The sequence below is a fragment of the Thermorudis peleae genome (genome assembly GCF_000744775.1).
In the GTDB taxonomy this organism is placed as follows: Bacteria; Chloroflexota; Chloroflexia; order Thermomicrobiales; family Thermomicrobiaceae; genus Thermorudis; species Thermorudis peleae.
In genome coordinates, this window is sequence record NZ_JQMP01000001.1 from 1 (window position 1) to 23,755 (window position 23,755).

General features: G+C 59.1%; 23 protein-coding genes. 11 read left to right on the top strand and 12 right to left on the bottom strand.

Annotated features, from left to right (window positions below):
• The 3 genes from N675_RS00005 to N675_RS00015 all read left to right on the top strand — a co-directional run.
• Window positions 1-1,433 (top strand): WD40/YVTN/BNR-like repeat-containing protein (locus N675_RS00005; RefSeq protein ID WP_422396420.1); only part of this gene is annotated, 1,433 nt, incomplete at its 5' end.
• Between the two features lie 262 nt (window positions 1,434-1,695).
• Complete coding sequence (locus N675_RS00010) at window positions 1,696-2,535, top strand: flagellar hook assembly protein FlgD (RefSeq protein WP_051913634.1); 840 nt, start codon at window positions 1,696-1,698, stop codon at window positions 2,533-2,535.
• A 257-nt stretch (window positions 2,536-2,792) separates the two neighbouring features.
• Window positions 2,793-3,119 (top strand): DUF983 domain-containing protein, encoded by a 327-nt coding sequence (locus N675_RS00015; protein ID WP_081886705.1) that lies wholly within the window; start codon window positions 2,793-2,795, stop codon window positions 3,117-3,119.
• On the opposite strand, the gene N675_RS00020 is transcribed toward N675_RS00015, so the two are convergent.
• Together N675_RS00020 and N675_RS00025 are read right to left on the bottom strand one after the other, a co-directional pair.
• The gene (locus tag N675_RS00020; RefSeq protein WP_051913637.1) at window positions 3,116-4,378 is read right to left on the bottom strand and encodes an amidohydrolase/deacetylase family metallohydrolase; all 1,263 of its coding nucleotides are present in this window, start codon (window positions 4,376-4,378) and stop codon (window positions 3,116-3,118) included. The genes N675_RS00015 and N675_RS00020 overlap by 4 nt on opposite strands.
• A 151-nt stretch (window positions 4,379-4,529) precedes the next feature.
• Window positions 4,530-5,468 (bottom strand): cobalamin-dependent protein, encoded by a 939-nt coding sequence (locus N675_RS00025; RefSeq protein ID WP_038037226.1) that lies wholly within the window; start codon window positions 5,466-5,468, stop codon window positions 4,530-4,532.
• A gap of 141 nt (window positions 5,469-5,609) precedes the next feature.
• On the opposite strand from N675_RS00025, the gene N675_RS00030 reads away from it, so the two are divergent.
• From N675_RS00030 to N675_RS00050, 5 genes are all read left to right on the top strand, one after another.
• Window positions 5,610-5,819, top strand: a complete 210-nt coding sequence (locus N675_RS00030) for a hypothetical protein (protein ID WP_051913639.1) — start codon at window positions 5,610-5,612, stop codon at window positions 5,817-5,819.
• 50 nt (window positions 5,820-5,869) lie between these two features.
• Complete coding sequence (locus N675_RS00035) at window positions 5,870-6,214, top strand: hypothetical protein (RefSeq protein WP_156100753.1); 345 nt, start codon at window positions 5,870-5,872, stop codon at window positions 6,212-6,214.
• A gap of 147 nt (window positions 6,215-6,361) precedes the next feature.
• Window positions 6,362-7,135, top strand: a complete 774-nt coding sequence (locus N675_RS00040; RefSeq protein ID WP_231577868.1) for a YggS family pyridoxal phosphate-dependent enzyme — start codon at window positions 6,362-6,364, stop codon at window positions 7,133-7,135.
• Between the two features lie 228 nt (window positions 7,136-7,363).
• On the top strand, window positions 7,364-10,510 hold the full coding sequence (locus N675_RS00045) for a VPS10 domain-containing protein (RefSeq protein ID WP_038037229.1): 3,147 nt from the start codon (window positions 7,364-7,366) through the stop codon (window positions 10,508-10,510).
• Window positions 10,511-10,749: 239 nt separating this feature from the next.
• Window positions 10,750-13,035, top strand: coding sequence for a xanthine dehydrogenase family protein molybdopterin-binding subunit (locus N675_RS00050; protein ID WP_038037230.1), 2,286 nt, complete (start codon window positions 10,750-10,752; stop codon window positions 13,033-13,035).
• Window positions 13,036-13,164: 129 nt separating this feature from the next.
• Here the strand turns inward: N675_RS00050 and N675_RS00055 are convergent, their stop codons facing one another.
• The 3 genes from N675_RS00055 to N675_RS00065 form a co-directional block, all read right to left on the bottom strand.
• Window positions 13,165-13,725 carry a GNAT family N-acetyltransferase gene (locus N675_RS00055; RefSeq protein ID WP_051913641.1) on the bottom strand — a complete coding sequence of 187 codons (561 nt, stop codon included), beginning with the start codon at window positions 13,723-13,725 and terminating at the stop codon, window positions 13,165-13,167.
• A gap of 5 nt (window positions 13,726-13,730) precedes the next feature.
• Complete coding sequence (locus N675_RS00060) at window positions 13,731-15,539, bottom strand: heme o synthase (protein ID WP_038037231.1); 1,809 nt, start codon at window positions 15,537-15,539, stop codon at window positions 13,731-13,733.
• 114 nt (window positions 15,540-15,653) lie between these two features.
• The gene (locus N675_RS00065; protein WP_038037232.1) at window positions 15,654-16,130 is read right to left on the bottom strand and encodes a hypothetical protein; all 477 of its coding nucleotides are present in this window, start codon (window positions 16,128-16,130) and stop codon (window positions 15,654-15,656) included.
• Window positions 16,131-16,322: 192 nt separating this feature from the next.
• Here N675_RS00065 and N675_RS00070 point away from each other — a divergent pair, with 192 nt between their 5' ends.
• Both N675_RS00070 and N675_RS00075 read left to right on the top strand, forming a co-directional pair.
• The gene (locus tag N675_RS00070) at window positions 16,323-16,709 is read left to right on the top strand and encodes a hypothetical protein (RefSeq protein ID WP_038037233.1); all 387 of its coding nucleotides are present in this window, start codon (window positions 16,323-16,325) and stop codon (window positions 16,707-16,709) included.
• Window positions 16,709-17,653: an Fpg/Nei family DNA glycosylase gene (locus tag N675_RS00075; protein ID WP_051913643.1), complete on the top strand. Its 945-nt coding sequence runs from the start codon at window positions 16,709-16,711 to the stop codon at window positions 17,651-17,653. The genes N675_RS00070 and N675_RS00075 overlap by 1 nt, the downstream gene beginning before the upstream one ends.
• On the opposite strand, the gene hpt is transcribed toward N675_RS00075, so the two are convergent.
• The 4 genes from hpt to N675_RS00095 form a co-directional block, all read right to left on the bottom strand.
• Complete coding sequence (gene hpt / locus N675_RS13300; RefSeq protein ID WP_231577869.1) at window positions 17,654-18,628, bottom strand: hypoxanthine phosphoribosyltransferase; 975 nt, start codon at window positions 18,626-18,628, stop codon at window positions 17,654-17,656. It lies immediately after the preceding gene.
• A gap of 152 nt (window positions 18,629-18,780) precedes the next feature.
• On the bottom strand, window positions 18,781-19,314 hold the full coding sequence (locus N675_RS00085; RefSeq protein WP_038037234.1) for a (2Fe-2S) ferredoxin domain-containing protein: 534 nt from the start codon (window positions 19,312-19,314) through the stop codon (window positions 18,781-18,783).
• Window positions 19,315-19,533: 219 nt separating this feature from the next.
• Window positions 19,534-19,797 carry a CRISPR-associated endonuclease Cas2 gene (cas2, locus tag N675_RS00090; protein ID WP_038037235.1) on the bottom strand — a complete coding sequence of 88 codons (264 nt, stop codon included), beginning with the start codon at window positions 19,795-19,797 and terminating at the stop codon, window positions 19,534-19,536.
• 496 nt (window positions 19,798-20,293) lie between these two features.
• Window positions 20,294-20,608, bottom strand: coding sequence for a ferredoxin family protein (locus N675_RS00095; protein WP_051913644.1), 315 nt, complete (start codon window positions 20,606-20,608; stop codon window positions 20,294-20,296).
• Between the two features lie 112 nt (window positions 20,609-20,720).
• Between N675_RS00095 and N675_RS00100 the strand changes: the two genes are divergently transcribed.
• The gene (locus N675_RS00100) at window positions 20,721-21,335 is read left to right on the top strand and encodes an LOG family protein (RefSeq protein WP_231577870.1); all 615 of its coding nucleotides are present in this window, start codon (window positions 20,721-20,723) and stop codon (window positions 21,333-21,335) included.
• 189 nt (window positions 21,336-21,524) lie between these two features.
• Here the strand turns inward: N675_RS00100 and N675_RS00105 are convergent, their stop codons facing one another.
• From N675_RS00105 to trpS, 3 genes are all read right to left on the bottom strand, one after another.
• The gene (locus N675_RS00105; protein ID WP_051913646.1) at window positions 21,525-22,310 is read right to left on the bottom strand and encodes a VOC family protein; all 786 of its coding nucleotides are present in this window, start codon (window positions 22,308-22,310) and stop codon (window positions 21,525-21,527) included.
• A gap of 39 nt (window positions 22,311-22,349) precedes the next feature.
• Window positions 22,350-22,598, bottom strand: coding sequence for a hypothetical protein (locus N675_RS00110; protein WP_038037236.1), 249 nt, complete (start codon window positions 22,596-22,598; stop codon window positions 22,350-22,352).
• Window positions 22,599-22,661: 63 nt separating this feature from the next.
• A complete protein-coding gene (gene trpS, locus N675_RS00115) occupies window positions 22,662-23,708 on the bottom strand; it encodes a tryptophan--tRNA ligase (protein WP_051913647.1) in 1,047 nt (348 codons plus the stop codon).
• Window positions 23,709-23,755: the final 47 nt, after the last annotated feature.

Consider the following 23,755-nt stretch of genomic DNA (forward strand, 5'->3'; position numbering starts at 1 on the left):
TCAGTGGCGGGCCGGGGAGTGGGCTTTTCCGATCGACTGATGGCGGTGATACCTGGGAAGAACTTTCGCACAAGCCTGGCTTGCCCAAGGGTGTGCTTGGCAAGATTGGCATCGCTCCCTCTCCAGCGAAGGAAGGACGGATCTGGGCGATTATTGAGGCCGAGGATGGAGCGGTCTTCCGTTCCGACGACTATGGTGAAACCTGGGAGCGGCTTTCCGAAGACCAAAGTCTTCGCCAACGTGCCTGGTACTATCACCACATTGTAGCTGACCCCCAGGATCCCGAAACCGTCTGGGTGCTGAACGTCGAACTTTGGAAGTCAAACGATGGTGGGAAGACGTTTTTCAGTATCCCAACGCCCCATGGTGACCACCACGCGCTCTGGATCGATCCGCACGATCCCAAACGGATGATCCTTGGCGACGACGGTGGCGCCAGCGTCAGCTTCGATGGGGGCAGAACCTGGTCAGACATCTATAACCAGCCAACGGCCGAAATCTACCACGTGACAGTCGACCGGCAATTCCCGTTCCGGGTCTATGGTGCCCAGCAGGACAATACAACGATCAGCATTCCGAGCCGGTCGCACCGGGGCGCGATCACCGTTGCTGAGTATGAGGAGGTTGGCGGCGGCGAAAGTGGCTACATCGCCGTCGATCCGCGCAATCCCAATATTATCTATGCTGGCAACTACCTCGGCTACCTCACGCGCTACGACCGAGCTGCCGGCCAAATCCAGAATGTCCAAGTCTGGCCGGAGACGACGCTCGGTGCTGGTGCGGAAGAGGCGAAATACCGTTTCCAGTGGACATATCCAATCGTCATCTCGCCGCATGATCCTGATGTGCTTTACGTCACGTCGAACGTCGTGCACCGCTCACGTGATGGTGGCCAGAGCTGGGAAGTGATCAGCCCTGACCTCACTCGCAACGATCCTGACAAGCTCAAGTCCTCAGGTGGGCCGATTACCAAGGACAATACGGGGGCGGAATATTACTGCACGATCTTCGCGTTTGCTGAGTCGCCGGTACAGGCTGGGGTACTCTGGGCCGGTTCGGATGATGGACTGGTGCATGTCTCACGTGATGGCGGCGCCACCTGGCAGAACGTCACGCCGCCGGACTTGCCCGAGTGGGCGACGATTAGCATCATCGAACCCTCGCCACATGATGCTGCGACCTGCTATCTCGCAGCCCATCGCTATCGCCTTGATGACTTCCGTCCACTGTTGTTCAAGACGACGGACTTTGGTCAGCACTGGCAGCTGATCACCGCTGGTCTGCCGGACGATGAAATTACTCGGGTGATCCGCGTCGATCCGCAGCGGCCAGGTCTGCTTTTTGCCGGAACCGAGACGGGGCTTTGGGTTTCCTTTGATGATGGGGGGCAATGGGAACGGTTCGGGGCAATTGCCGGTTGTTCCCATCCATGACCTCGTGATCACAGGCGACACCTTGGTGCTGGCACGCATGGCCGTGGCTTCTGGTTGCTCGACGACCTCACGCCCATACGCCAGTTTGCTCCGGAGCAACTTGAACAACCGGCCTGGCTCTTCGCGCTCGGTGACGTGTGCGCTATCGCTCATATCGCGGCTTTGGTCATGCTGCTCCTGGCCAGATTAGCCATCGTGGCGCTGGCGCGTTCCGTGTCTCGTTCGAGCTTCAGGAGACTGAGACGGGAGAGCGACGGAAATCTTGCTTGATGCTGCACCAAATCCTCCTGATGGTGCAGTCCTCCGCTACTTTCTCCGTGAGGAGCCAGCAGCTGAGATAACAATCACGATTCATGATGAGGCAGGCAATGAAATCCGCCGCTTCTCCAGCACGAAGCCGCAGCCTGTACCAGGACAAGAACCGCCACGTGAGCCTGTGCTGCAGAAAACGGCGGGGGTGCACCAGGTCGTCTGGAACCTGCGCTATCCCGATGCAACACTGGTTAGCGGCGACAAGTCAATGGAATTTGTCCGCGGCGGACTCGCAGGCCCGCTGGTGCCACCGGGGACGTACATTGCGCGGCTGCAGGTTGGCGATCACGTCGTTGAGCAACGCTTCCACGTGGTGCGGGATCCACGGATTACTGCTCGCGATGCTGACCTGCGCGAGCAGTTCGAGCTCGCGCTTGCTGTCTGGAAGAAACTCTCCGAAGTGCACGAGGCGGTCAATCGCATCCGCACGTTGCGGCAGCAACTCGAGCCGTGGGAACGGCGCACAGATCACGAAGCGCTCAGCAGCCAAGCGAAAGCGCTGCGTGAATGCCTGCTCGAGATTGAGGGGGAACTCATCCAGTACCGGGCCAAGAGCAGCCAGGATTCACTCAACTTTCCAGTCCGCCTCAACGCGAAGTTAGCTGGACTGGCTGGTGCCATCGGCTCAGCAGATGCGCGGCCAACTGCTGCTCAGCGTGCTGTCTTCGCCGACCTCGTCGCACGGGCTGATGCCCTTCTTGCCCGTTTGCGTGAGGTGATTGAGCGTGACATCGCAGCGTTTAACCAGCAGATCCGCGAAAGTGATGCAGCCATCATCGCTGCCTCATAGCTCCAAGCCTCTCCGAGCCTTGGCTGCCGAGACCATCCAGACGCACCGACGTGGGGGCAAGATACCCCCACGTCGGTGTATGCTTGCAGATGAAGAAGGCGTGAGGGGCGTCCATGGCGAGGGAAGCGCCTCTTATCGTCACACTAAACGGCAAGCCCCCTATTGCAAACAATGGCATCGACCACCGCTGCCACCGCGCTGGCTTCTCTTCTGGCGTGGCGTGACCAAAGCGCTGCCCCTACTGTGGCGAACGGCGCATCTTCCGCCGATGGTTTACGCTCGTTGAACGCTGCCCTCGCTGCAACCTGCTCTTCGAGCGCGAGGAGGGATACTGGACTGGATCGATTGCGATCAACACCGTCGTGACCGAGTTCGTATTTGCCGTAGTACTCGCCATTTGGGTTGCGCTGACTGTGCCATCGGTACCGATCGCACCGCTCCTCATCACCGGCGTCGCAATGAATGCGACGTTCCCGCTGGCGTTTCATCCTTTCTCAAAGACGCTCTGGCTTGCGCTTGACCTTGCCTTCCATCCGATTGAGCCACAAGAGGTCGCAACGCTCTTCGGCAAACCCTTCGGCTAACTCTTCGTGCTGCGATGTCGGGCTCGCTGGCGGAATGGATGGCCGATTTCCGTTATTGGCCGTTGGTGCTCGGCAAGCACTGCCCATGGTTGAAGCGCTGACTCTGGGACTCGTGGTAGAGGCTGACCATCCTTCAATGTCAGCGTGTTTACAAGCAGCTTGTCGCCTTTTCTGGCCTGCATCTCGACATCGTAGAACGTGAAGTCGCCGTCGACGAGTTCGAAGAGCGCAAGGTCAGCGGGAGTGCCGACTGCCAGGGTGCCGAGTTCAGGGCGCCCAATAATCCGAGCGGGAGCAACGGTTGCTCGCTCGATCACCTCAGGGAGGCTCATCCCGAGGGCCAAGAACTTCGACAGGGTTGTCGGGAGATCAAACATTGGCCCTTGGATTGCGAGTTGATGGATATCGCTGCTAATCACGTCTGGCAGCACACCTTGTCGCAGCAGTGCTTCAGCAACGGCAAAGCTAAACGATCCCGCTCCGTGGCCTATATCCAGCACAAGCCCGCGCTCATGCAATTCGCGAACCTGCGGGTGCAGCGTGCCATCCGGACGAAGGATGCGCATTGAGCCGCCAGTGAAGCAGTGGGTGAGGATATCACCAGGTCGCAGCAAGGCCGCGACCTCGTCGATCTCTGGTGGCCCCTGACCGATATGGACCATGAGTGGCAGGTTGAGCTGGTCGGCTAGGTGCCGTGCGAGTTCAAGCGGACGGGTACCGACGCCGCGCGTGGTATTGCGATCGATCCGCGCTTTGATACCGAGGATGAGATCACGATTCTGCTCAATCATCTGGGCGGCGAGGTCGAGGTCGCAGTAGTCGAGGTTGGCAAATTCCCAGGTTGGTGCGACCAGGCCGATTGCGGAGAGATTTAACAGCGCGTAGATGCGGACGCGACTTGTCTCGACAATATAGCGACGAAAGCCGGGGAAGGTGTACGCCCCGGCGCTGCCGACATCAAGCCACGTTGTGACACCGGTGCGTGCCGCGACAGGGTCAGCCTCGATGCCCCAATATGTGACCCCCCAGTAGACATGGGTATGGAGGTCGATGAGACCCGGGGTGACGATCTGCCCCCGTGCGTCGATGACGCGTTCGGCCTGGACACCCTGCAAGGAAGGAGCAACGGCCGCGACCATGCCGTCCTTGATCGCTACATCAAATCGCCCCACCCGCCCAGCGCCCGGGTCAATGAACTGCCCACCGAGAATTACGGTGTCATAACGTTCAGTTGAGAAGTCTGGAGCCCTTTCCGACATCGTATGCTCCAATCTCGTGTTATCGTGGTCATCCTAAAGCGGCGACCTTTGAGTCAATATCGCCGGTCCTCGTGCGACAGTAGCACGCACCTCGTCCATGCGCAACTGCATATGCCGGTTCCATGCCAGATTCAAGGAACAGAAGTCCTCTTCACGTTTTGAGCAACTGGGCGAATTCTTCGACGCTCTGTGGGAAATGGCCGAGTGGAATGACTGGCAAGCGGCCCGGCCAGCTCGACTGCATGAGTGCTGCGTGCCCACCAACAACAATCCATCGAGGGCGTACTCTCGGCGATAGACGATCGAGACGCTCGATCGTCTTCAGGAGCGCAGGGAGATGCTCGGGGTAGACGGCTGCCAGGACGACGAGGGGAGCATGCCAGCGGCGTACCGCGTCGACAATATCGTCGATTGGGGTATTAGCGCCAAGATAGTGGACAGCATAGCCGAACGATTCAAGCAGGCAAGCGGCCATATAAAGGCCAAGCTCGTGAAGTTCACCTTCAACGCAGGCCGCCACCACCGGCTCGCGTGTGATGGTCGGCCGCGGTGTTTGGCTGGTGAGCATCGTTACCAGTTCGCGAATTGCTGCACTCACCTCGTGCTCTTGGCCAATGGTGATCTCGCCTCGTGCCCAGCGCTCACCGAGTTCACGCAGGGCTGGAGCAAAGACGTATTCAAAGAGCACTGGCAAAGTCATCCCGCTTTCGACAGCATCGTGCATCAACTGTTCGGCTTCGGCTGTGCGTGCCTGCAGCAGTAGCTCAAGCAACTGCGCTGCGAGCTTTGTGGGATCGTGCTGCGCCATCCGCTCGAGGCGTTCGCGAATCTCGGCAAGCGAGAGGCGAGCGCGCTGCCACCGCTTGATCTGGCGAATCCGCTCGATGTCCTGCAGTGAGTAGAGTCGATGTCCTCCCGGCGTGCGTTCGGGTGCCAGTAGCCCGATTCGCTCCAAGAACCGAAGGCTCGACATCGTAAGCTCAGGGAATTCTGGCTGCAGTACTTTCACCACTTCCCCGATCGTCAACCGTGTCAGGGAAGAGGATGGTGATCCGCTCTCGTCCCGTCCAGTAGCGTGTTCATTGGTCATCCAACACCCTCTCCTGCTCGCCCAGACCATGATCCTGTGCCGGCTTGACACCGTCGAGAGGATAGCGTAGACTGAAGTTGAACTTCAAGTATAAGTTTACCTTCGCTGCGGCGAGGGTGCGAGTGAAAGGACAACGCGACAATGGAGACCCTGACCGAGCAACTCCCCCGCAGCACGACGCTCTACACAGCGGCATTTGCCTCAGTTGCCTTGTCGATCCTTGTGTGGCTGTTACGCCGCGGTGATGACCGAGCTTCTGCCGAGCGCTTTGGCATCTTCGTTGGGCTGTGGGCTCCAACCTTGCTCATCCTCGGCAAAATCGCTGAAGACCGAGAGCGCACCCGGCTCTGAGACACCCTCATCGGAGTACGCGTCGCGTTGCGCAGGAGTGGAGAGCGACCATGCAACGACACATCACGCGAATATCATCACCAGCTGGAATCGTCTTGCCGGTCTGTGTTCTGCCGTTCCAGGAGTCAAGATTCCGCCTACTCCTGCGCAGAATGATCCGGATTGTTCGCGCTCGCTTGCTCGGCGTGCCGTTGCTGCGTCCGAGTGTTGATCACGACCTCACGCCATCAGGTGCTGTGCAGCGCAACCTCGTCTGGTTCACGGCCAGCACAACACGACGAGTGCGCGGCCGTGTCGGTCAGTGGCATCCATGTCCTTCGACTGCCTACGCCGCGGCACGGCGAGCACGTCGCCTCCCGCGTCCTTCAGCGCAGGACTGGCCGCATGCCGCGTAGGTATGACCATCCTCACGGCGATCGCGGCGTTTGTTGGTTGCTGTAGCATATCCCGTTCCTGCCCCTCCCCACCCCACCGGCGCTGCCTCATCCACATCGAGGCAGCGCCGGCCATTTTCTCTATACTGCATGGTGATAGGGAGGCGAATGATGACGCTTGAGAACCAGCAGGTCCTCGCTGAACAAATTCGTGCCAACCTTACCCATGTGCGCCAGCGCATTGTCGCAGCGTGTGAGCGTGTCGGGCGTGATCCGCGTGAGGTGCGGTTGCTGCTCGTAACCAAGACTGTGCCGCCCGAGCGCATCCGCTATGCTGTTGAGGCTGGTGAGCGGCTACTTGGGGAAAATCGTGTGCAGGAAGCCCTCCAAAAGATTTCGGCTCTGCAAGACTTGCCGATTGAATGGCACTTCATTGGCCACCTGCAGACGAATAAGGTGAAGGATGTGTTGACCTTCGCTCAGATGGTGCATTCCGTCGACCGCCTAGCCCTCGTCACTGCGCTCCACAAGCGCTTGGAGCGGCTTGGCCGCACCCTTGATGTCCTGATCCAGGTCAATACCTCGGGTGAACCGAGCAAGTTCGGCGTTCCACCCGAGGAAACGCTCGCCTTCGTCCGCCAAGTCGCTGCCTATCCGACGCTGCGTATCCGCGGACTGATGACAATCGGCGCACTGACTGAGGACACTGAGCGGATCCGTGCCTGTTTTCGCACGCTACGGCAGCTCCGTGACCTGCTCGTCGCAGCAGACATCCCCGGTGTTGAGCCACAGATCCTTTCCATGGGTATGTCCAGCGACTTTGAGATTGCCATTGAAGAAGGCTCGACGCTGGTGCGGATTGGCTCAGCCATCTTTGGTCCGCGGCCAACGCCCCATACCATGTACTGGCCAGAAGACACGCCGCAAGCCCACTCATGCTGATTGCGCACGCAACGGGCCGCCCCCCTGTGCGCGGCACCGGTGAAGGGTGCCCGTTCTCGCTACCCCAGTGCAGCACGAGTGCTCTGTTCCCTTGGCATTTGCGGGACTACGCATGCTCGATGCGCAACGGTGATGCTGCGCGCAATTGACAAGGCGAGTTCGTGGATTGAGAATCGCAGGCGGTAAAGCCGGTCGCTGGTGGAACAGGGAAAGGAGCTGTGGTGCGCGATGGCGGTTGAGCAGGTCGTGCAGGCGCTCACGTTTCGTTGCATTGGCCCCTATCGCGGTGGACGCGTGGTTGCCGTTGCCGGTCATCCGTCAGAGCCAGGCACGTTTTATTTCGGCGCGTGCGCTGGTGGGGTATGGAAGACGACGAACGGAGGCTCGCACTGGGAGAACATCTCGGATGGTTTCCTCGGCACTGCCGCGATTGGGGCAATTGCCGTCAGCGAGGCCGATCCGAATGTGATCTACGTTGGTACTGGTGAGGCCTGCATCCGAAACAACGTCTGCCAAGGGGATGGGGTCTATAAGAGCACGGACGGTGGCCGAACCTGGACGAACGTGGGATTGCGTGACAGCCGGCATATCGGCAAGATTGTCATTCATCCGCACGATCCTGACATGGTCTATGTCGCGGCGCTTGGCAATGCCTTCGGCCCGAATCGAGAGCGTGGTGTCTTTCGCTCGCGGGACGGCGGCCGGACGTGGGAATGTGTTCTCTTTAAGAGTGAGCATACCGGGGCAATCGATATCACGATTGACCAGCAGAATCCTCGTATTCTCTACGCTGCGCTTTGGCAAACTCGCCGCTATCCTTGGGCGCTGATCAGCGGCGGCGAAGAGTCCGGTATATGGCGCTCACTCGATGGTGGTACGACGTGGGAGGAGATTACGCGCCGGAAAGGATTGCCGAAAGCTGCCGTCCTGGGACGAATTGGCCTTGCTGCTTCGCCAGCGCAGTCGGGCCGCGTTTGGGCGATTATTGAAGCTGAGGACGGCGGCCTCTTTCGTTCTGACGACTATGGCGAGACGTGGGAACTCTGCACTGATGACCTCGAATTACGCCGTCGGCCGTTCTATTACATGCACTTGACCGCCGATCCCGTTGATCCCAACACGATCTGGGTGATGAACCTGCAACTCTGGAAGTCGGTTGATGGCGGCAAGACGTTTGAAAGTGTGCCCACGCCACACGGTGACAACCACGCGCTCTGGATCGATCCGAAGAATCCGAATCGCATGATCGAAGGGAATGATGGTGGAGCCTGCATTAGTTTCGACGGTGGGCGTACCTGGACGCTGCCGTTGAACCAGCCGACGGCGCAGTTCTATCACCTCGCCGTTGATCAGGCGACACCCTATCGGGTCTATGGGTCCCAGCAGGACAACTGGGCGATCTCGGTTCCGAGCATTGGCACGGAGGGCGCGATCAGCTGGCCCGATTGGGTCGAGCCAGGCGGCGGTGAGAGCGGCCATTTGGCGATTAGCCCAAAGCCACCCCATGTTGTCTACTGCGGCGCAATCGGCACTGGCTATGGCCATGGTCGGCTAATTGCGTGGGATCCGATCACAGGGCAGAAGCGCAATGTGACTGTCTGGCCGGAAGTGCATGGCTCGGGCGTTGGCGCCGAGTATCACAAGTATCGCTTCCAGTGGACGTTTCCTATTGCTATCTCGCCGCATGATCCCGATGTGCTCTATGCCTGCTCGAATGTTGTCCACCGTTCGCGCGATGGTGGCGAAAGCTGGGAAGTGATTAGCCCTGATTTGACGCGTAATGATCCCGAAAAACTCAAAGCGTCTGGAGGGCCGATTACTGCGGATAACAGCGGTGCCGAAGTCTACTGCACGATCTTCGCGTTTGCGGAGTCGCCGGTACAGGCTGGGGTACTCTGGGCCGGTTCGGATGATGGACTGGTGCATGTCTCACGGGATGGCGGCGCCACCTGGCAGAACGTCACGCCGCCGGACTTGCCCGAGTGGGCGACGGTTGCAACGATTGAGCCGATGCGTGACAACGCTGGTGGATGCTACCTCGTTGCTCACCGCTATCGACTCGACGATGACTGGACGCCCTACGTCTATGTGACCACGGATTTCGGGCAGACATGGCGGCGCATTACCAATGGGTTACCCATGCGCGAGATCATCCGCGTTATCCGCATTGATCCAGCGGAGCCACGGGTACTCTATGCCGGTGGGGAATTTAGCGTCTATGTGAGCGTGGATCAGGGTGAGCACTGGCATGCGTGGCAGGCGAATCTGCCGGTCGTGCCTGTGCATGACCTCGCTGTCGTTGGTGATGAACTTGTCGTTGCAACGCACGGCCGCAGCTTCTGGATTTGCGACGATGTCACACCGTTGCGCCAGCTCGCTCAAGGTGTAGCCCCTGGGCAATCCGCCGCTGTGCTCTTCCAGCCACGCACGACAATTCGATGGCGCATCTATGGCCGTGGCTATAACAACGCGACAACCTACACCAATTACAAGATGCTTGGTCCGGTAACGGGCTCCTATCGGGTGCGTGAGACCCCGCTCGGAACCAGAGAGGAAGTCTTCCTTGATGCTGGACAGAATCCGCCGGATGGCGTGCTGATTCACTACCAGCTTCCGACTGATGCAGAGCGGGTTGAGTTGCGCATCCGAGACGCTGCTGGCAATCTGATTTGCGCGTTCTCGAGTGCGAGTGAAGAACCACCGCGTCCGCCAGCGACCGCTGGTGTCCATCGGTTTATTTGGGACATGCGCTATCCAGCACCGGCGAAACTCGAAGGTGAGGCCAAGAAGAGCCGGTTCGAGCAAACACTGGCGACGGCTGTTCGCCCGCGGGCGTTGCCTGGCGAGTACCAGGTGGAGCTTGTGGTCGGCGATCAGACGGTAACGCAGCACTTCACCATCGTCAAGGATCCGCGCGTGCGTGCGAGTGATGCTGACCTCCGTGCCCAGTTTGAGCTGAAAGTAGCGATCCGTGACCGGATTGATGAAATCCACCAAGCCGTCAACCGGATTCGCCGGCTGCGGCGCCAGGTCGAAGAATGGGAGGCACGTGCGCAAGGCGCAGGAAAGATTGAGCAGATCGCTGAGGCAGCTAATGCGCTCCGTGAGCGCTTGACAGCGCTCGAGCGTGAATTCATTCAAGTTGATGCAGAGAAGGCGCAACCTGGTCCGACACGTGTGCGCGAGAAGCTCGTTGCCCTCAGCTCGATGATCGACGAATCCGAGGATCGGCCGACACAAGGCGCCTATGCCGTCTACGAACAGCTTGCGCAGGAGGTCGAGCGCCTGCGCCAGCAACTCGAACATGTCGTTGCCCAGGAAGTAGCAGCCTTCGCAGCCCAACTCAATCGCGTTGGGGTTCCGGCGTTGGTCTAGGCCAAGCCCGTGCCATTGTTGTGAGGCACCCGCGTTCCTGCGGGTGCCTCTTTCGTCGGCTGGATTGCGTCCTGCACAAGTTGTCTCGTCAGTGGAACATGTGACACAGAGCACAGTATGCGGGAATAGCATGCACACTGTTGCGTTTGCATTCATGTGCGATGATTGAGGACTGAACTGGCGCATCGTGTTGGGTACAATGCCAGAAAGCAATGCGAAGCGGAAGGGGAGTCTACTATATGGCTGTCACCACGAGTGTTATCGGGCAACCATTGCCTCGCTTGGATGCAGCTCCGAAGCTGCAAGGTCATGTCCGCTACGCTGACGACATGCAGCTTCCAGGTATGCTCTATGCTCGTCTTGTGACTGCTCCGTATGCCCACGCAGTCATTCGTGGCGTTGACGTTGCTGCAGCGCAGGCGATGCCTGGAGTGGTCGCGGTCTTCACTGGACGCGATCTTTTGCCGGATGGGCCAGAGCCGGCTGAGCGAGCTCGAGCGCTCCTTGCGCGCGACAAGGTGATCTACTACGGTCAGCCAGTTGCTGTTGTCGTTGCTGAACAGCCAGATATTGCCGCTGATGCTGCTGAACAGGTGCATGTTGATTATGAGCCGCTCCCGGTTGTCGTCGACCCAATCGCGGCGATGCGTCCTGATGCGCCGGCGATTCGGCCAAAAGAACTCGAAGGCGAATGGGCAGAGGCGGGTATGCACGCAACCGTTGGCGGCGGGGAAGAGCTGGATGTCCGTCGGCTGCCCGCCAACATCACGAACGCTGTTCGCTTCCGCCGTGGCGATGTTGCGCGTGGTTTTGCCGAAGCTGATGCTGTCGTTGAACGTACCTATCGCACGCCGTTCGTCCATCAGTCCTATATCGAGCCGCATGTGAGCCTTGCCGTGCCCGAGCTCGATGGAAGCCTGACGATCTACACCTCTACCCAAGGCCAGTTTTACTGTCGCAATGTTGTTGCGAGCACGCTTGGGCTCCCAGCTGACCGCGTAACGGTGGTGCCGATGGAGGTTGGTGGGGGCTTTGGTGGCAAAACAGTACTGCTGGAGCCGCTTGTTGGTGCGCTTGCCCTGCGCCTCGGACGGCCGGTCAAGCTGACCTTGACGCGAACGGAGGAGTTTCTGCTCGCTACGCCGGCGCCGGGCGCCATCTTCGAACTCAAGATTGGCGGACGCCGCGACGGTACTCTCACTGCGCTGCAGGCCCGGGTCATCTTTGATAGTGGGGCCTATCCTGGTACGCCTGTCAATGTTGCCTTGCTGCTCCTCGGTGGTTACTACCGTTGCCCAAACTTGCTGCTCGAGGGGTATGAAGTGTTGACGAACAAGCCTGGGGTTGGTGCATACCGGGCGCCGGGTGCCACCCAAGCGACATTCGTTATTGAGCAAGCAGTTGATGAATTGGCCCAACGTCTTGGCTGGGATCCCCTTGCGTTCCGACTGCAGAATGCTTCAGATGAGGGTGATCCAATGCCAAATGAACAGCCATGGCCGACGATTGGCTTGCGGACAATTCTCGAGCGCATGCAGGCGCATCCGCTCTGGCAGCAGCGGCATAGCTTGCCGCCCCATGAGGGAGTTGGAATTGCCGTGGGGGGATGGCCAGGAGGCGTTGAGCCGTGCGCAGCTAACGTCCGTTTAAACCACGATGGCACACTCACTGTCACCGTTGGCTCCGTTGATATCACTGGAACCAGTACAGTCCTGGCGATGATTGCAGCAGCTGTGCTTGAGCAGCCACTGGAACGGATTCGTGTACGCACCTTGCCGACGAACACGGCGCCCTATGCCGGAATGAGCGGTGGGAGCAAGATCACCTACACGGTCGGTGCAGCAGTGCAAGCTGCAGCCGAGGATGCTCGTCGGCAGTTGCTCGAGATCGCTGCCCAGGAACTGGAAGCGGCCGTCGAGGATCTTGAGTTGCAGGATGGGCGCGTGCAGGTGCGTGGCGTGCCCGATCGCTTTGTGACGTTTGAGCGAATTGCCCAGCGCAGCATGAGCTTTGGTGCACCATATCCGCCGGTCTACGGTACTGGCCGCTCGGCGATTACCCGCTCATCACCTGGATTTAATGGGCAAATCGCTCACGTCCGTGTCGACCCTGAGACTGGCGACATCACTGTGCTTCGGCTTGTGGCAATTCAAGATGTCGGGCGGGCATTGAATCCTGCACTGGTGACTGGGCAGGTGCACGGTGGTGTAGCGCAAGGTGTTGGCTGGGCTCTCCACGAGGGGGTGTACTACGGCGATGATGGCCGACCACTGAATCCCAGTCTGCTTGACTATGATGTGCCGAAGGCGCCGAGTGTGCCGCCAATCGAGGTCGAGTTGCTCGAAATCCCGTCGGCCTACGGGCCATTTGGCGCGAAGGGTGTCGGTGAGCCGCCCGTCGTGCCGACAGCTGGCGCGATCGCAAACGCCATTGCTGCAGCCACTGGTGTTCGCCTAACCGAATTGCCCATCACTGCGCCAAAAGTGCTCGCTGCTCTCCGTGAGCGATCGAGTACTGCTTCATAAGATCATGAAGACTGCTGCAGCCCGAGGCCACACGCACTCTCTCGGGCTGCAGCGCGACCACTCATGTCAGCGCAATGCAGCCCTTTGTCCATGCAGCGGCGTCCGCGAGCCGTACTGTATGTGCCTCGTTTAGGGGCCTTGCGTGAGGCTACTGAGATCCGGCCATTCATAGACCCGTGCCGCGAGCGGCACTCCGCCAATCTCAATGGTCTGGGTTCGCACCCAATGGCCACCGAGCGCCTCGTAAAACCCACAGGCTGGGTTGGCTTCAAGCACCACGACGACCATCTTGTTCCACCCTCGTGCGAGGAGCTCCCGTGCAAAAGCTGCGACGAGTTGGCGGCCAATCCCGCGCCGTTGGAAAAGGGGCAGGACGTAGAGCGCATAAAGCTCACCGAGAGACTGCGCGTCTTCTGAGCGTGCTCGACCCCCGGCTGCATAGCCGATGATCCCAGCGACGGCATGCACAGCAACGATGACGAAGGGCTGGGTAGTATCAGCACAACTCCGTTCGATAAATGTGGCCCAGCGCTTCGTGCGCTCTGCTTCATCCATCGTGTCGAGGAACGTGTCCGGGACAATACCGCGATACGTCGCTTGCCACGTCTTGACTTGAACGTGGGCGATTGATGCCGCATCTTCAATACGCGCCGGACGGATCGTGATCGGCTGGTCAGTGGTTGCTGTCACACCGTTTAGCCCCAGTGGCTCCGGATCAGCACATCGATGACCATCGCCAAGAAGAGGAGACCAAGATACTGCATTGAGTAGAAGAAGACCTTCCGGGCAATCCGGTCATCCCGCTCACGAAGCAACTGGGCTGTCAGCCAGATGAAGCGGGCGCCGAGCACGAGTGCAGCTATCAAGTAGAAAAGCCCAAGCGCGCCAGTGGGATAGAACGCGAGGCTGGCAAGCACCAGAAGCACCGTGTAGAGGAAGATCTGGCGGCGTGTTTCCTCTTCACCACGGACGGCGGGCATCATTGGGATCCCGGCGACGGCATAGTCCGTGCGCTTGTAGAGCGCGAGCGCCCAAAAGTGTGGGGGTGTCCAGGCGAACACGACGAGGAACATGAGCAGCGCGGGCAGGCTAATCGTATGCGTAATTGCGGCCCAGCCGACGAGCGGCGGCACTGCGCCAGCTGCACCGCCGATCACGATGTTCTGTGGGGTCGTTCGCTTGAGCCAAATGGTGTAGACAAAAACGTAGAACAGGTTCCCAGCGAGTGCGAGGAGTGCGGCAACTGGGTTGACAAACGCGGTGAGGAGGTAGACGGCCAGCACAGAGAGGGTCACACCGAAAATCGCCGCATGCTCGGGACGCAGCCGGCCTTGCGGCAACGGACGCGTCCGCGTCCGGGTCATCAACGCGTCGGCGTCGCGATCCCAGAAATGGTTGATCGCTGCAGCTCCGCCGGAAGAGAGCACTCCACCGAGCAATGTCCAAAGCAAGGTATGCCAGGCTGGCCAGCCGCGTTCGGCAACGAGCATGGCGCAGAACGTTGTCAAAAGCAGCAGGACCATGACGCCTGGCTTCATTAACACCCAGTAGTCACGGAGAACTTGCGCAGCGCGCCGAACCCGGAACTCTCGACGTACTGGGGCAAGAGCAAGGCCGAGTTGATCAGCTGTCAGGGCAAGCATGAGCAGGGCCCAAAGGAATGCCGACACTGCAAGGTGGGCAGCACGCACGGCGGGGTTCAGCTGAAACCAGACAGTCGCCGCTCCTACAAACACCTGCGCGATGAACAACGCGAGGGCAGCGACTGTGAGCCCAGTGACTAGTGGCGAGACTTCGCGCCGCCACGCGCGCCAGGTTGTCAGAACGAGGAGTAGTAACGTCGCGAGCGCGAGCCATCGATGGATGAGCTGGATGTCGACAGCACTCCAGCCCTCTGGTAACCAGCTTTGGCCACATATCGGCCAGTCTGGGCAGGCAAAACCACCTCCTCGAACAGCGGTGTATGTCCCACTGACCAGTAAAATGAACAGCATGCCACTTGTGACCCAGCCGAGCCAGCCGAGAACCGGTTTAGCAGGAGCAGGGTGCCGCCGCTGCTCGGTCAGTGCCCGGGTCGCGAAGATAAGGGTGGTTGCCAAATAGACAAGCGAAACGCCCAGGTGAAGGGCAACTACCGGAGCGCTCAGCCGTGTTCGCACGGTGAGCGCGCCGAGACCTGCTTGAACAAGGACGAGGCTAAGGGCGAGGAGTCCAAGCCTGCTATACCACCGATCGCGCGCACGGTTCTGCCAGGCGGTGTAGGTCAAGCCAGCCGTGAGGACGATAACGATGAGAGCCCCAAGACGATGGAGCACCTCGACCCAAGCGAGAAGATCAGCACCGGGTAAGAGTCGGCCGTTGCAGAGCGGCCAATCGGTACCACAACTCAGTCCAGCTCCAGAAATTCGAACCGCCCCGCCAATGACAATCAGCAGATAGGCCGCGGCTGCCGTTACCCCAGCAAGCCATTGAAGTCGCCGCTGCCCAGTCTGGGAGGTCGCCATGGTTTCCCCACCTCGCCATTAGCCATTCGTGCCGCCAGCCTCTGCCAGCAGCACGTTCAGTATCAATGATACGTCGGCAGATTACAGCGGGAAGGATGGTAGAATGGTGCCCGCTTAGCTCGCTGGCGCTTGTGAGCCGATCTTCGATTGAATCGCCTGCAAGACAACCCGGTCGCGTTCGACCAACGTCTCCAAGTAGCGGCGCAACGTCATGCGCCCGCGCGGGGTGTTGAATTCTTGCTGCCAAACCTCGTCGGGCAGATCGCGTACCATTGCAAGCGTCGCCTCGCGCGCTGTCCCGAACTGACTCAAGAGCACGTTGGGGGCAAGTCCAAGCGCGGTCTCATGCAAGGCAACCATGGCCTCTTGTTCATCGTCACTAAGGGCGGTTTCCCCAGTGCGGATCATCTCTTTAATTGCTTGGGATGCGTTCAACTCGCGGTTGCGGAGCCGATAGAGAATCCCAGCCAGTGACTCGGGTTCTCGGATTGGGTCGCCCCACACCTCCCTTTGGGCTAACTTCGGCCGCAGCGTCAGGTTTAGCTCGCGATACGTTGCGATCAGCGCGTCAATGACGTCGCGGTCGGCCATGAGCACAATATCCCTTCACCCAACTATCCACCTACCTATGCCACTCCAGCGTCCCGGCCACATATCTAGCTCGAGTATCGCAGACGATCCGCCTCGTGCAAACAGGTTCTTCTCGACTGTCCGGCCGGCATGCATTGCTGGACGTGCGATATAGTATCGCAGGAAAACGGTGAGACGGACGGAGAGCATGGCATGCAAATCCATCGCTCAGTCAGCACGCCAATGCGCTGCCCGCTGTGCAGGCGGCCGCTCAGCGATGTCCGTATCCATATTCTTGGTCACGTCACGGCGAAGGTGCCCTGGCAACTTCATGCTGGTCGCTGCCCAGAGCATGGATGGTTTCAGGCTGAGGTGATTAACAAGCCACCACGGGAGATTTTCCCGGTCCATCGCCCAGGTGGTGCGACGCGCCGTATTGTGCTCGGTGGCAAAGAACTCTATGCTTTCCCGACTATCTGGAATAGTCTGGATACGCGACAAGAAGTCGATCCCTTCGATCCGCGATTCTGGGAAGTCGACTGGGCACGTCTCGGGGTTCGCCCACCAACCCAGCCTTCAGTGGCGGAAGGCGCCAGCTGATGCCTGAATTGCCCGAAGTCGAAGCGGCTCGCCGGGGCATCGCCGAGCAATTGGTCGGCAAGACGCTCGTCGGTTACACGCTCTATCGGCCAAGCTTGCTGCATGCGCCTGACGGGCTTTCGCTCGACCAACTCGTCGGCCAGCGGCTTGTTGCAGTGAACCGCTGGGGGAAACACCTGTGGCTTACCTTTGAGCAGCTTGGGTTGCTGTTGCATCTCAAGCTCACTGGCCAGCTCGTTGCTCGCGGTGCGGCAATCCCCGGCTTCGCTGCGGGCCATCCTGTCCCAGCCTACGACGCCCCGTTGCCACACAAGTCGACTGCATTACAACTGGATTTCTGTCCCGACGCCCATCTCTATCTCACGGATGTGCGGAGCTTCGCCCGGGCTTGGCTTTGGCCCCCAGAGGCGATTGTCGCGACGGTGCAAGAGCTAAGGCTTGGTCCAGACCTCCTCTCCCCGGACTTTACCCGTGAGGCCTTTATCCAGCGGCTAACACGTCGCCGGGAAGGTCAGCTGAAGCCAGTCCTCCTGGACCAGCGTGTGGTCGCCGGCCTTGGCAACATTTACGTCGATGAAAGCCTGTGGCAAGCCCAGCTTCACCCTGCTCGCCGGGTTGGCACGCTCACCCTGCCAGAAATTGACCGCCTCTATGAGGCGATCAAGACGGTGATGGAGGTGGCTGTGCCGATCGGCGGTGCCCGCATCCTGCACGGTAAGGCGTTGCCACCTCCGGGCGAGTTTCCGTTCGTGCATGGAAGAGCTGGGCAGCCGTGCCTGCGCTGCGGCACGACAATCCTCAAGATTGTCGTCGGTCAACGGGGAACCTATCTCTGCCCGCACTGTCAGCCTGCGCCTAGCGGACAGCCTGTTACCATGGCAGATGATACAAAGGCAGAAACGGGCGAAGCCCTGAGCGATGACGCGGATGCAATGGCGGAGTAGTCACGCGACCTGCTGCACGCTTGGTGTCGGCGAATGGAGCGGAGCAGTGAGGTGCGCGAGGCCATTGCCATTCGTTTCGTAGACATCGTGCTTGAGCACGCAAATGAACGGCAGATTGCGGTAGAGTTCGCGATAGTCGAGTCCATAGCCGACCACGAACTCATTCGGAATCGTGAAACCGACATAGCGTACGGGAACGGGGATAAGACGACGATCAGCCTTGTCGAGCAAGGCGCAAATTTCGAGGCTGGCCGGCTGACGCGCAAGCAGTGTACGGCGGATAAAGTCGAGTGTTGCCCCAGTGTTGACGATATCCTCAACCAGGAGTACGTGCTTGCCACGAATGTCAACCGTGAGATCGCGACGGATGGCAACACCAGCGTTGAGGTCGCGGGTGAGCTCGAGATAATCGATCACCAGCGGGCGGGTGATTGCGCGGGCAAGGTCTGCCAGGAAGAATGTCACGCCCTTCAGCACGCCGACCAAGACAAGAGACTGGCCAGCGTAGTCTTGGGAAATCTGTTGTCCTAGCTCGCGTACCCGTTGCTCGATCTCAGCCGGGCTCAACAGCACCCGTTCGATTTGATCAGGACGGAGGGCAGTGATATCGACAGCGCCATAACCAAAGCGTGAAAGCAGTTCATAATAGTTTTTGCGGTAGACCACAACAATGTTAATGTGGGGATAGAGCTGACGAAGTCGCCGTACTTTGCGGTGCTTCCGCGTCACTAAGCTTTGCTTCATCGTTGTCAGTTCAACGTAGAGGTCGTAGTCCGGAAGGTAGAAATCAGGGGTGAACATCTCGACGACGTGGCCATCGTGCCAACGGAGTGGAAAGGATTTTGGTTCATACAACCAGCGGATGCGGAAGAAATCGAGGAATGCAGCGAATTCAGCTTCAGCGGGGTGCGCAAAACGGTGGGGCCGTTGCGATAGTGGCGCTAGCTGCTCAGCGGAGGCCAGCATTTCTGCCATTCACCGCTCCTTTTCGGACCCTCCTTTGCTTGCCTCTTATTCTTCCCTCCCCATCCTCTTCCAGTATACCACTCTGTATTCTTGCTGAGTAGATGATCCAAGTAGTGTCTTAGAGGCACAGCATAAAGTACTTTGTGTACGAACAGTGTATGCTATGCTGATGGTTCAGGTTTGGTGCTAAGGCGATAGCGGTTCCTTGTCTTGCTCGTAAGCGTCACAACGAGTTGACCATCTGGGCCAGGCTTCCGCGCGATAAAGCCGCGTTGTGCTTGTTCAGCTGCCCAGGCCTGGTCAAAGCCGTAGTGCGCTGCCAGTGCCAAGAAGGCATCAGATGGCATTGGTTCCTGTGCGGCAACCTCTGCGTAAAATGCCCGACGTTGCTGCTCTGAAGGCGTGTTGGCGTCAAGCCGTAGTCGCTCGACTGGCTGCCCGCCCGGTTCTAGCGACGCAAGAATCTCGGGGATATCGCTAACCTGGACGCCATGATAAATGATCCTGTCAGGGTAAACGACGATGTTGGGACCAATGTCACAGAGATCGATCGAGTCGCATGTGTTGGCCATCACCTCGGCGTCCAGCCCGCGACGCTTGAGCTCGATGCGCAAGCGAGCCGCGACCTGCTGCGCCCCTTTTTGACTGCAGTGGTTGGCGGTACAGATAAGCAGATGCTTGCGGCAGAAGTACATGGCTATTCTCCTTTACTGTCGGTCTTTCGGCCCTGAGCTTGTCCAAATCCATAACGGGTTGCACTAACACATGCTGAAGCAGCGAGCCGCTGCGCGGAGCCAAAACCCCGTGTCAATTCAAGGATAACAATCCCATCTTCGGCCCAGCGGACAGACACTGCTTGCGCTGCCGTCGCACGATATGACCGGTGTCCTTCTTTGCCTACGGGGCTGGAGGTGTTAGACGAACTGGCTTGGCGCACTCTTGACGTGGCCAAGCGTAATGCGTTGGGCTACCGAAGACTGCGGCAGCACGTAGAACTGCACACTGTCTGCTGCAGCGTCGATGGTTTGCGCAAGTTCGCGCTGGAGGCGTTTGAACTGGGCGGCCGTTACCTCGCCTTCGAAGAGAGAATTTTGCACCCATGTCAGGTAGCGCCGGGCGATTTTCAAGACCCGCGCATTCCGCTCCACGCCAACGTCGTAGGCGAGGATCACATACATTGACGCGCTCCCCGCTCCGCGTGACCCGTCCCCAACGCGATCAATCTAAGCGTGCCAGCATCCCTGCTGACAACGCATGGGCGCTCAATGACCTGACTATCGGCTGTTCCGCGCGATGTGACACTGCTCCTGTGTCGTGTCCCGAATGTCCGTATCAAAAAGACCACTGCCCAGCACACGTCCATGAGTCCTTGCGTTACTGTGACAGCAAAGCAATGAGCGACAGGCGGCATGCACCTCTAGTCTAACTGAGGCTTTGCTCAGTAGGCCATGAGCACCACATGATTGCTGCCTGCAGGGTGCTAGTGACCATCACGCAGCAGATGTGCTCGCCGAGACTGCCGTAACCAATCCTCTTGTAACGTAGCATGACGAACTGCCCAGATCGCGGGATTGGTCCCTACATCGCTCGTGCAGCAGCGTGCCACACGGTTGAGAAGGCGATGAGAGATATGAGGCGTGCTTCCCCGGTTGCGGTGGTCATAGCGAGAATAGGCTAGCCATAGCGATACTGAACGCCAAAGCCGCCGCGCGGATAGTGCCACTCAATGTTGTGGAATTCGTAGCAGACGATGCGGCACGTGCCGCATTCGACACAGCCCTCGTATGAGAAGAGCACATGGCCGTCGGGTTGCAGAGTGTAGCATGCAGCAGGACAACAGTTGACGCATTGCTTCCGTTGACATTGCAGGCAGACGTCGGGGTCGATAATGCGAATATGTGGCCGGCCTGGGTCAACGTGATAGCTCGTCGTTGCCAGCTTGCGCTCTAGCCCAGCTCGGTCACGGATCGGGTCGATGACCGCCGTCATTGCTGCCCCTTTCGTCTCTTGGCCCCGAGTCTAGCACAGGCAAGTGGGTTGAGGGGTGTCGTACACTTCACAAGCGCGGCAGTCTTGGGCCGCGGCAGAGAAGGGACCGGCTGTGCAAGGAACAACACCGGCGCGGGCAATCCGGCGGCTTTGCGTCTTTTGCGGTTCAGCGAGTGGTTTTCGACCGGAGTATGCAGCGGCAGCGCGTGAACTCGGCATGCTGCTTGCTCAGCAGCAGATTGGCATTGTCTATGGAGGAGGCAGTGTAGGTCTCATGGGCGAGCTTGCCAATGCCGCGCTGGCGGCAGGGGGTGAAGTCATCGGCGTGATCCCAGAAGTCCTCATGCGCCGCGAAGTTGCCCACACCACGGTGACCGAATTGCGTGTAGTCAAGACACTGTTTGAACGCAAGGCGATCATGGCTGAGCTCTCCGATGGGTTCCTCGTCTTGCCAGGTGGACTCGGCACGCTGGATGAGTTGTCAGAGTTTGCTACCTGGACCCAACTTGGGTTGCACCAAAAACCGCTTGTGCTCATCAATACCTGCGGGTTTTTTGATGACCTGCTGCAGTTTCTCAAGCATGCTGTGGCTGAAGGGTTCATCCCAGAGATGCATGCAGCGATTGTGCAGGTTGTAGATTCCCCCGCTGCTGCGCTTGATCTCATCCTCTATGGCGCATTGCCGGAGATCGTGCCACGCTGGGCAGTCAATGAGCAGCGACACTGATCAGGCCACAGCCCCACAGGGCAGGATTACGATCATGTTGGGCTGGTGAATGTCTAAAATAGCCTCTGCCGTAAACTTGTAGGTTTCTGTGCTGTTCCCCTATTAAATAGCAGCTGATACTGCCCTGGGCTGTGCTGTCAGTCCCGACTGGACATCGGGGATGTAGAAAGACGGTTGCTAACGCCCGCGTCACGAGGTTGTGGGGACGAGTGTTAGGCGCAGGCCGTTGAGCGCGAGCGGTGTTGGCCCACTCACCGTTGTGCTCTGAAGGATGAGTGCAGCTGGACCTGGACGGACAATAACTTGGCTAGCGAGCGGACTATGGGGACCGAGCGGCGCGGCAAGGATCAGCTGGTGTGGGCCAAGTGTGAAGAGCGCCGTTTCAGCAACGAGCTCCATGTCCTCACCCCGGCCTTCGACTGGCCGATCCAAAATTGCTTCATACTGGGGCACTGCCTCATCGAGCGAGGGCACGGCGACGATGAGCGCGCCAATGCCAGTGACACCATTCTGGTGTTGGGCAGCGGTTGGAGGGACGCGGACCTCTCGTGGGGTAACGTCTTGGATCATGAATGGCAGGGCACCGGTGAGGTCCTCGATTGGTACAAGCAGGCGCCAGGCAACCTTCTCTCCATCGGGGCGAAGTCGGCTGCCATCTTCTGGCCCGCGGTATGGCAGCCCGTGTATGCGCAGCCGGGCTCGTTCACCGTCAAGGTTGTCGCTGGCAAGACAAAAGTCGATTAGTCCTCCGCCAAGGGCGAGGAAGCGGTACCAGCGGTGAACATGGCGGCGTTCTGGATGATGGAAGGCAAGGAGTTCAAGGTAAGCGCCATCACGGAAAATCACGAGCGCGTTGTGCGTGCCACCAGGGTGCTCACCGCCGATGATGACGTGGAAACCAGCGTCGTGGAATGTTGTTATCGCCTGCTGCAGTTCAGTGACGAGGACAACGATATGATCAATTTGCGTTAGCACGGTATGGCGATCCTTTGTCCCCCAACCACCTCGCGGGCCTTAGCGTCGCGTTGTTGCTTCTGCACGCTTCCGGCGTGCTTCCTCTTGTACCTGCCGGCGCGCAGCCCGGGCTCGCAGCAAGGGCAGGAGGTCGTCCGGTGTGGCTGCCACAAGGCCGCGCTTGGTCATGCGAAAGCGCAGCGGACTGCTCTGCTGCCGGTGTGAAGCACGCGGATTCGGATGGTTACGGCGTGGTGAACGCCGAGCTGCCTTCTCCCGAATCTTGTTGATCGTCGACTGGATTGACATCAGTGCACTCCTTCTTGCTGCTCCTCGCTCGTCCGGCACTGCAGTGCCGCCGAAAACATGATCTTACTGGCTTGACAGGGCTGTCTGCAAGGGCGAGATTGTGAGTGACTCGAGCCGTGGCAACCCCAGGCCGCAGCGTTCGCGAACAACTGCCATCTTCGCGGCAGCAAGCTCACGAGCACGGGCTGCGCCTTCCGTCAGAATGGCAATGACGCGTTCAGGATGTGCGTCATATTCAGCAAGACGAGCCTGAAGCGGTGTCAGCTTTTCGATAATGACCTCGGCAAGATCACGCTTGAACTCCCCGTATCCTTTGCCGGCGTAGCGCTGTTCCAGCTCCGGAATCGGTATATCAGCAAAGAGTGAATAGATCGTCAGCAAGTTCGAGATCGCCGGCTTGTGTTCCTCATCGTATCGAATGACGGTTTCAGAGTCAGTTACCGCACGACGGATCTTGCGGCGAATGACATCGGGCGGATCGCGCAACTCGATCCGGCTGTCCGGATCCGGGTCGCTCTTGCTCATCTTCTTGAGCGGATTGGTGAGCGACATAATGCGCGCGCCCGTCGGCTTGATATCCGGCTCCGGAATGACAAATGTCTCACCAAAAGTGTGATTGAAGCGGATGGCGAGATCTCGCGTCAGTTCAATATGCTGCTTCTGATCTTCGCCGACCGGTACGTAGGCGGCATCGTAAAGCAAAATGTCGGCAGCCTGTAAGACGGGATAGAAGAGAATGCCGGCGCCGACGCGCTCATTGCCCTTCGACTTCTCTTTAAACTGCGTCATCCGGCGCAGTTCGCCGACTGTTGCCAGCGTTCCCAAAATCCAGCACAGTTCGGTATGCTCTCGGACGTCAGATTGCACGAAAAGGACTGAGCGTGCCGGATCAATGCCTGCTGCCAGTAGGACACTTGCGAGCTCGAGCGTTCGCGCGCGCAACGTCTGGGCATCATACGGCAACGTCATGGCGTGCAGGTCGACAATACAGAAGAGATTGTCATATTGGTCCTGCTGTGCAACCCAGTTGCGAATCGCTCCGAGATAGTTTCCGATATGGATGCCGCCCGTCGGTTGAATCCCAGAAAGCACACGTGGCTTGGCGGCCATGCTGGACTCCCCTCTATCGCCGAGCGTCTTGCCCCTTTGGGTATTCA

Excerpts from the sequence above, each read along its gene's own strand:
- N675_RS00095 (WP_051913644.1), bottom strand. The coding sequence starts at position 20,608 with ATGACGGCGGTCATCGACCCGATCCGTGACCGAGCTGGGCTAGAGCGC.
- N675_RS00050 (WP_038037230.1), top strand. The coding sequence starts at position 10,750 with ATGGCTGTCACCACGAGTGTTATCGGGCAACCATTGCCTCGCTTGGAT.
- N675_RS00025 (WP_038037226.1), bottom strand. The coding sequence starts at position 5,468 with ATGACCAATGAACACGCTACTGGACGGGACGAGAGCGGATCACCATCC.
- N675_RS00045 (WP_038037229.1), top strand. The coding sequence starts at position 7,364 with ATGGCGGTTGAGCAGGTCGTGCAGGCGCTCACGTTTCGTTGCATTGGC.
- N675_RS00070 (WP_038037233.1), top strand. The coding sequence starts at position 16,323 with ATGCAAATCCATCGCTCAGTCAGCACGCCAATGCGCTGCCCGCTGTGC.
- hpt (WP_231577869.1), bottom strand. The coding sequence starts at position 18,628 with ATGGCAGAAATGCTGGCCTCCGCTGAGCAGCTAGCGCCACTATCGCAA.
- N675_RS00035 (WP_156100753.1), top strand. The coding sequence starts at position 5,870 with ATGCAACGACACATCACGCGAATATCATCACCAGCTGGAATCGTCTTG.
- N675_RS00110 (WP_038037236.1), bottom strand. The coding sequence starts at position 22,598 with ATGTCAATCCAGTCGACGATCAACAAGATTCGGGAGAAGGCAGCTCGG.
- trpS (WP_051913647.1), bottom strand. The coding sequence starts at position 23,708 with ATGGCCGCCAAGCCACGTGTGCTTTCTGGGATTCAACCGACGGGCGGC.
- N675_RS00085 (WP_038037234.1), bottom strand. The coding sequence starts at position 19,314 with ATGTACTTCTGCCGCAAGCATCTGCTTATCTGTACCGCCAACCACTGC.
- N675_RS00020 (WP_051913637.1), bottom strand. The coding sequence starts at position 4,378 with ATGTCGGAAAGGGCTCCAGACTTCTCAACTGAACGTTATGACACCGTA.
- cas2 (WP_038037235.1), bottom strand. The coding sequence starts at position 19,797 with ATGTATGTGATCCTCGCCTACGACGTTGGCGTGGAGCGGAATGCGCGG.
- N675_RS00030 (WP_051913639.1), top strand. The coding sequence starts at position 5,610 with ATGGAGACCCTGACCGAGCAACTCCCCCGCAGCACGACGCTCTACACA.
- N675_RS00040 (WP_231577868.1), top strand. The coding sequence starts at position 6,362 with ATGATGACGCTTGAGAACCAGCAGGTCCTCGCTGAACAAATTCGTGCC.
- N675_RS00060 (WP_038037231.1), bottom strand. The coding sequence starts at position 15,539 with ATGGCGACCTCCCAGACTGGGCAGCGGCGACTTCAATGGCTTGCTGGG.
- N675_RS00065 (WP_038037232.1), bottom strand. The coding sequence starts at position 16,130 with ATGGCCGACCGCGACGTCATTGACGCGCTGATCGCAACGTATCGCGAG.
- N675_RS00075 (WP_051913643.1), top strand. The coding sequence starts at position 16,709 with ATGCCTGAATTGCCCGAAGTCGAAGCGGCTCGCCGGGGCATCGCCGAG.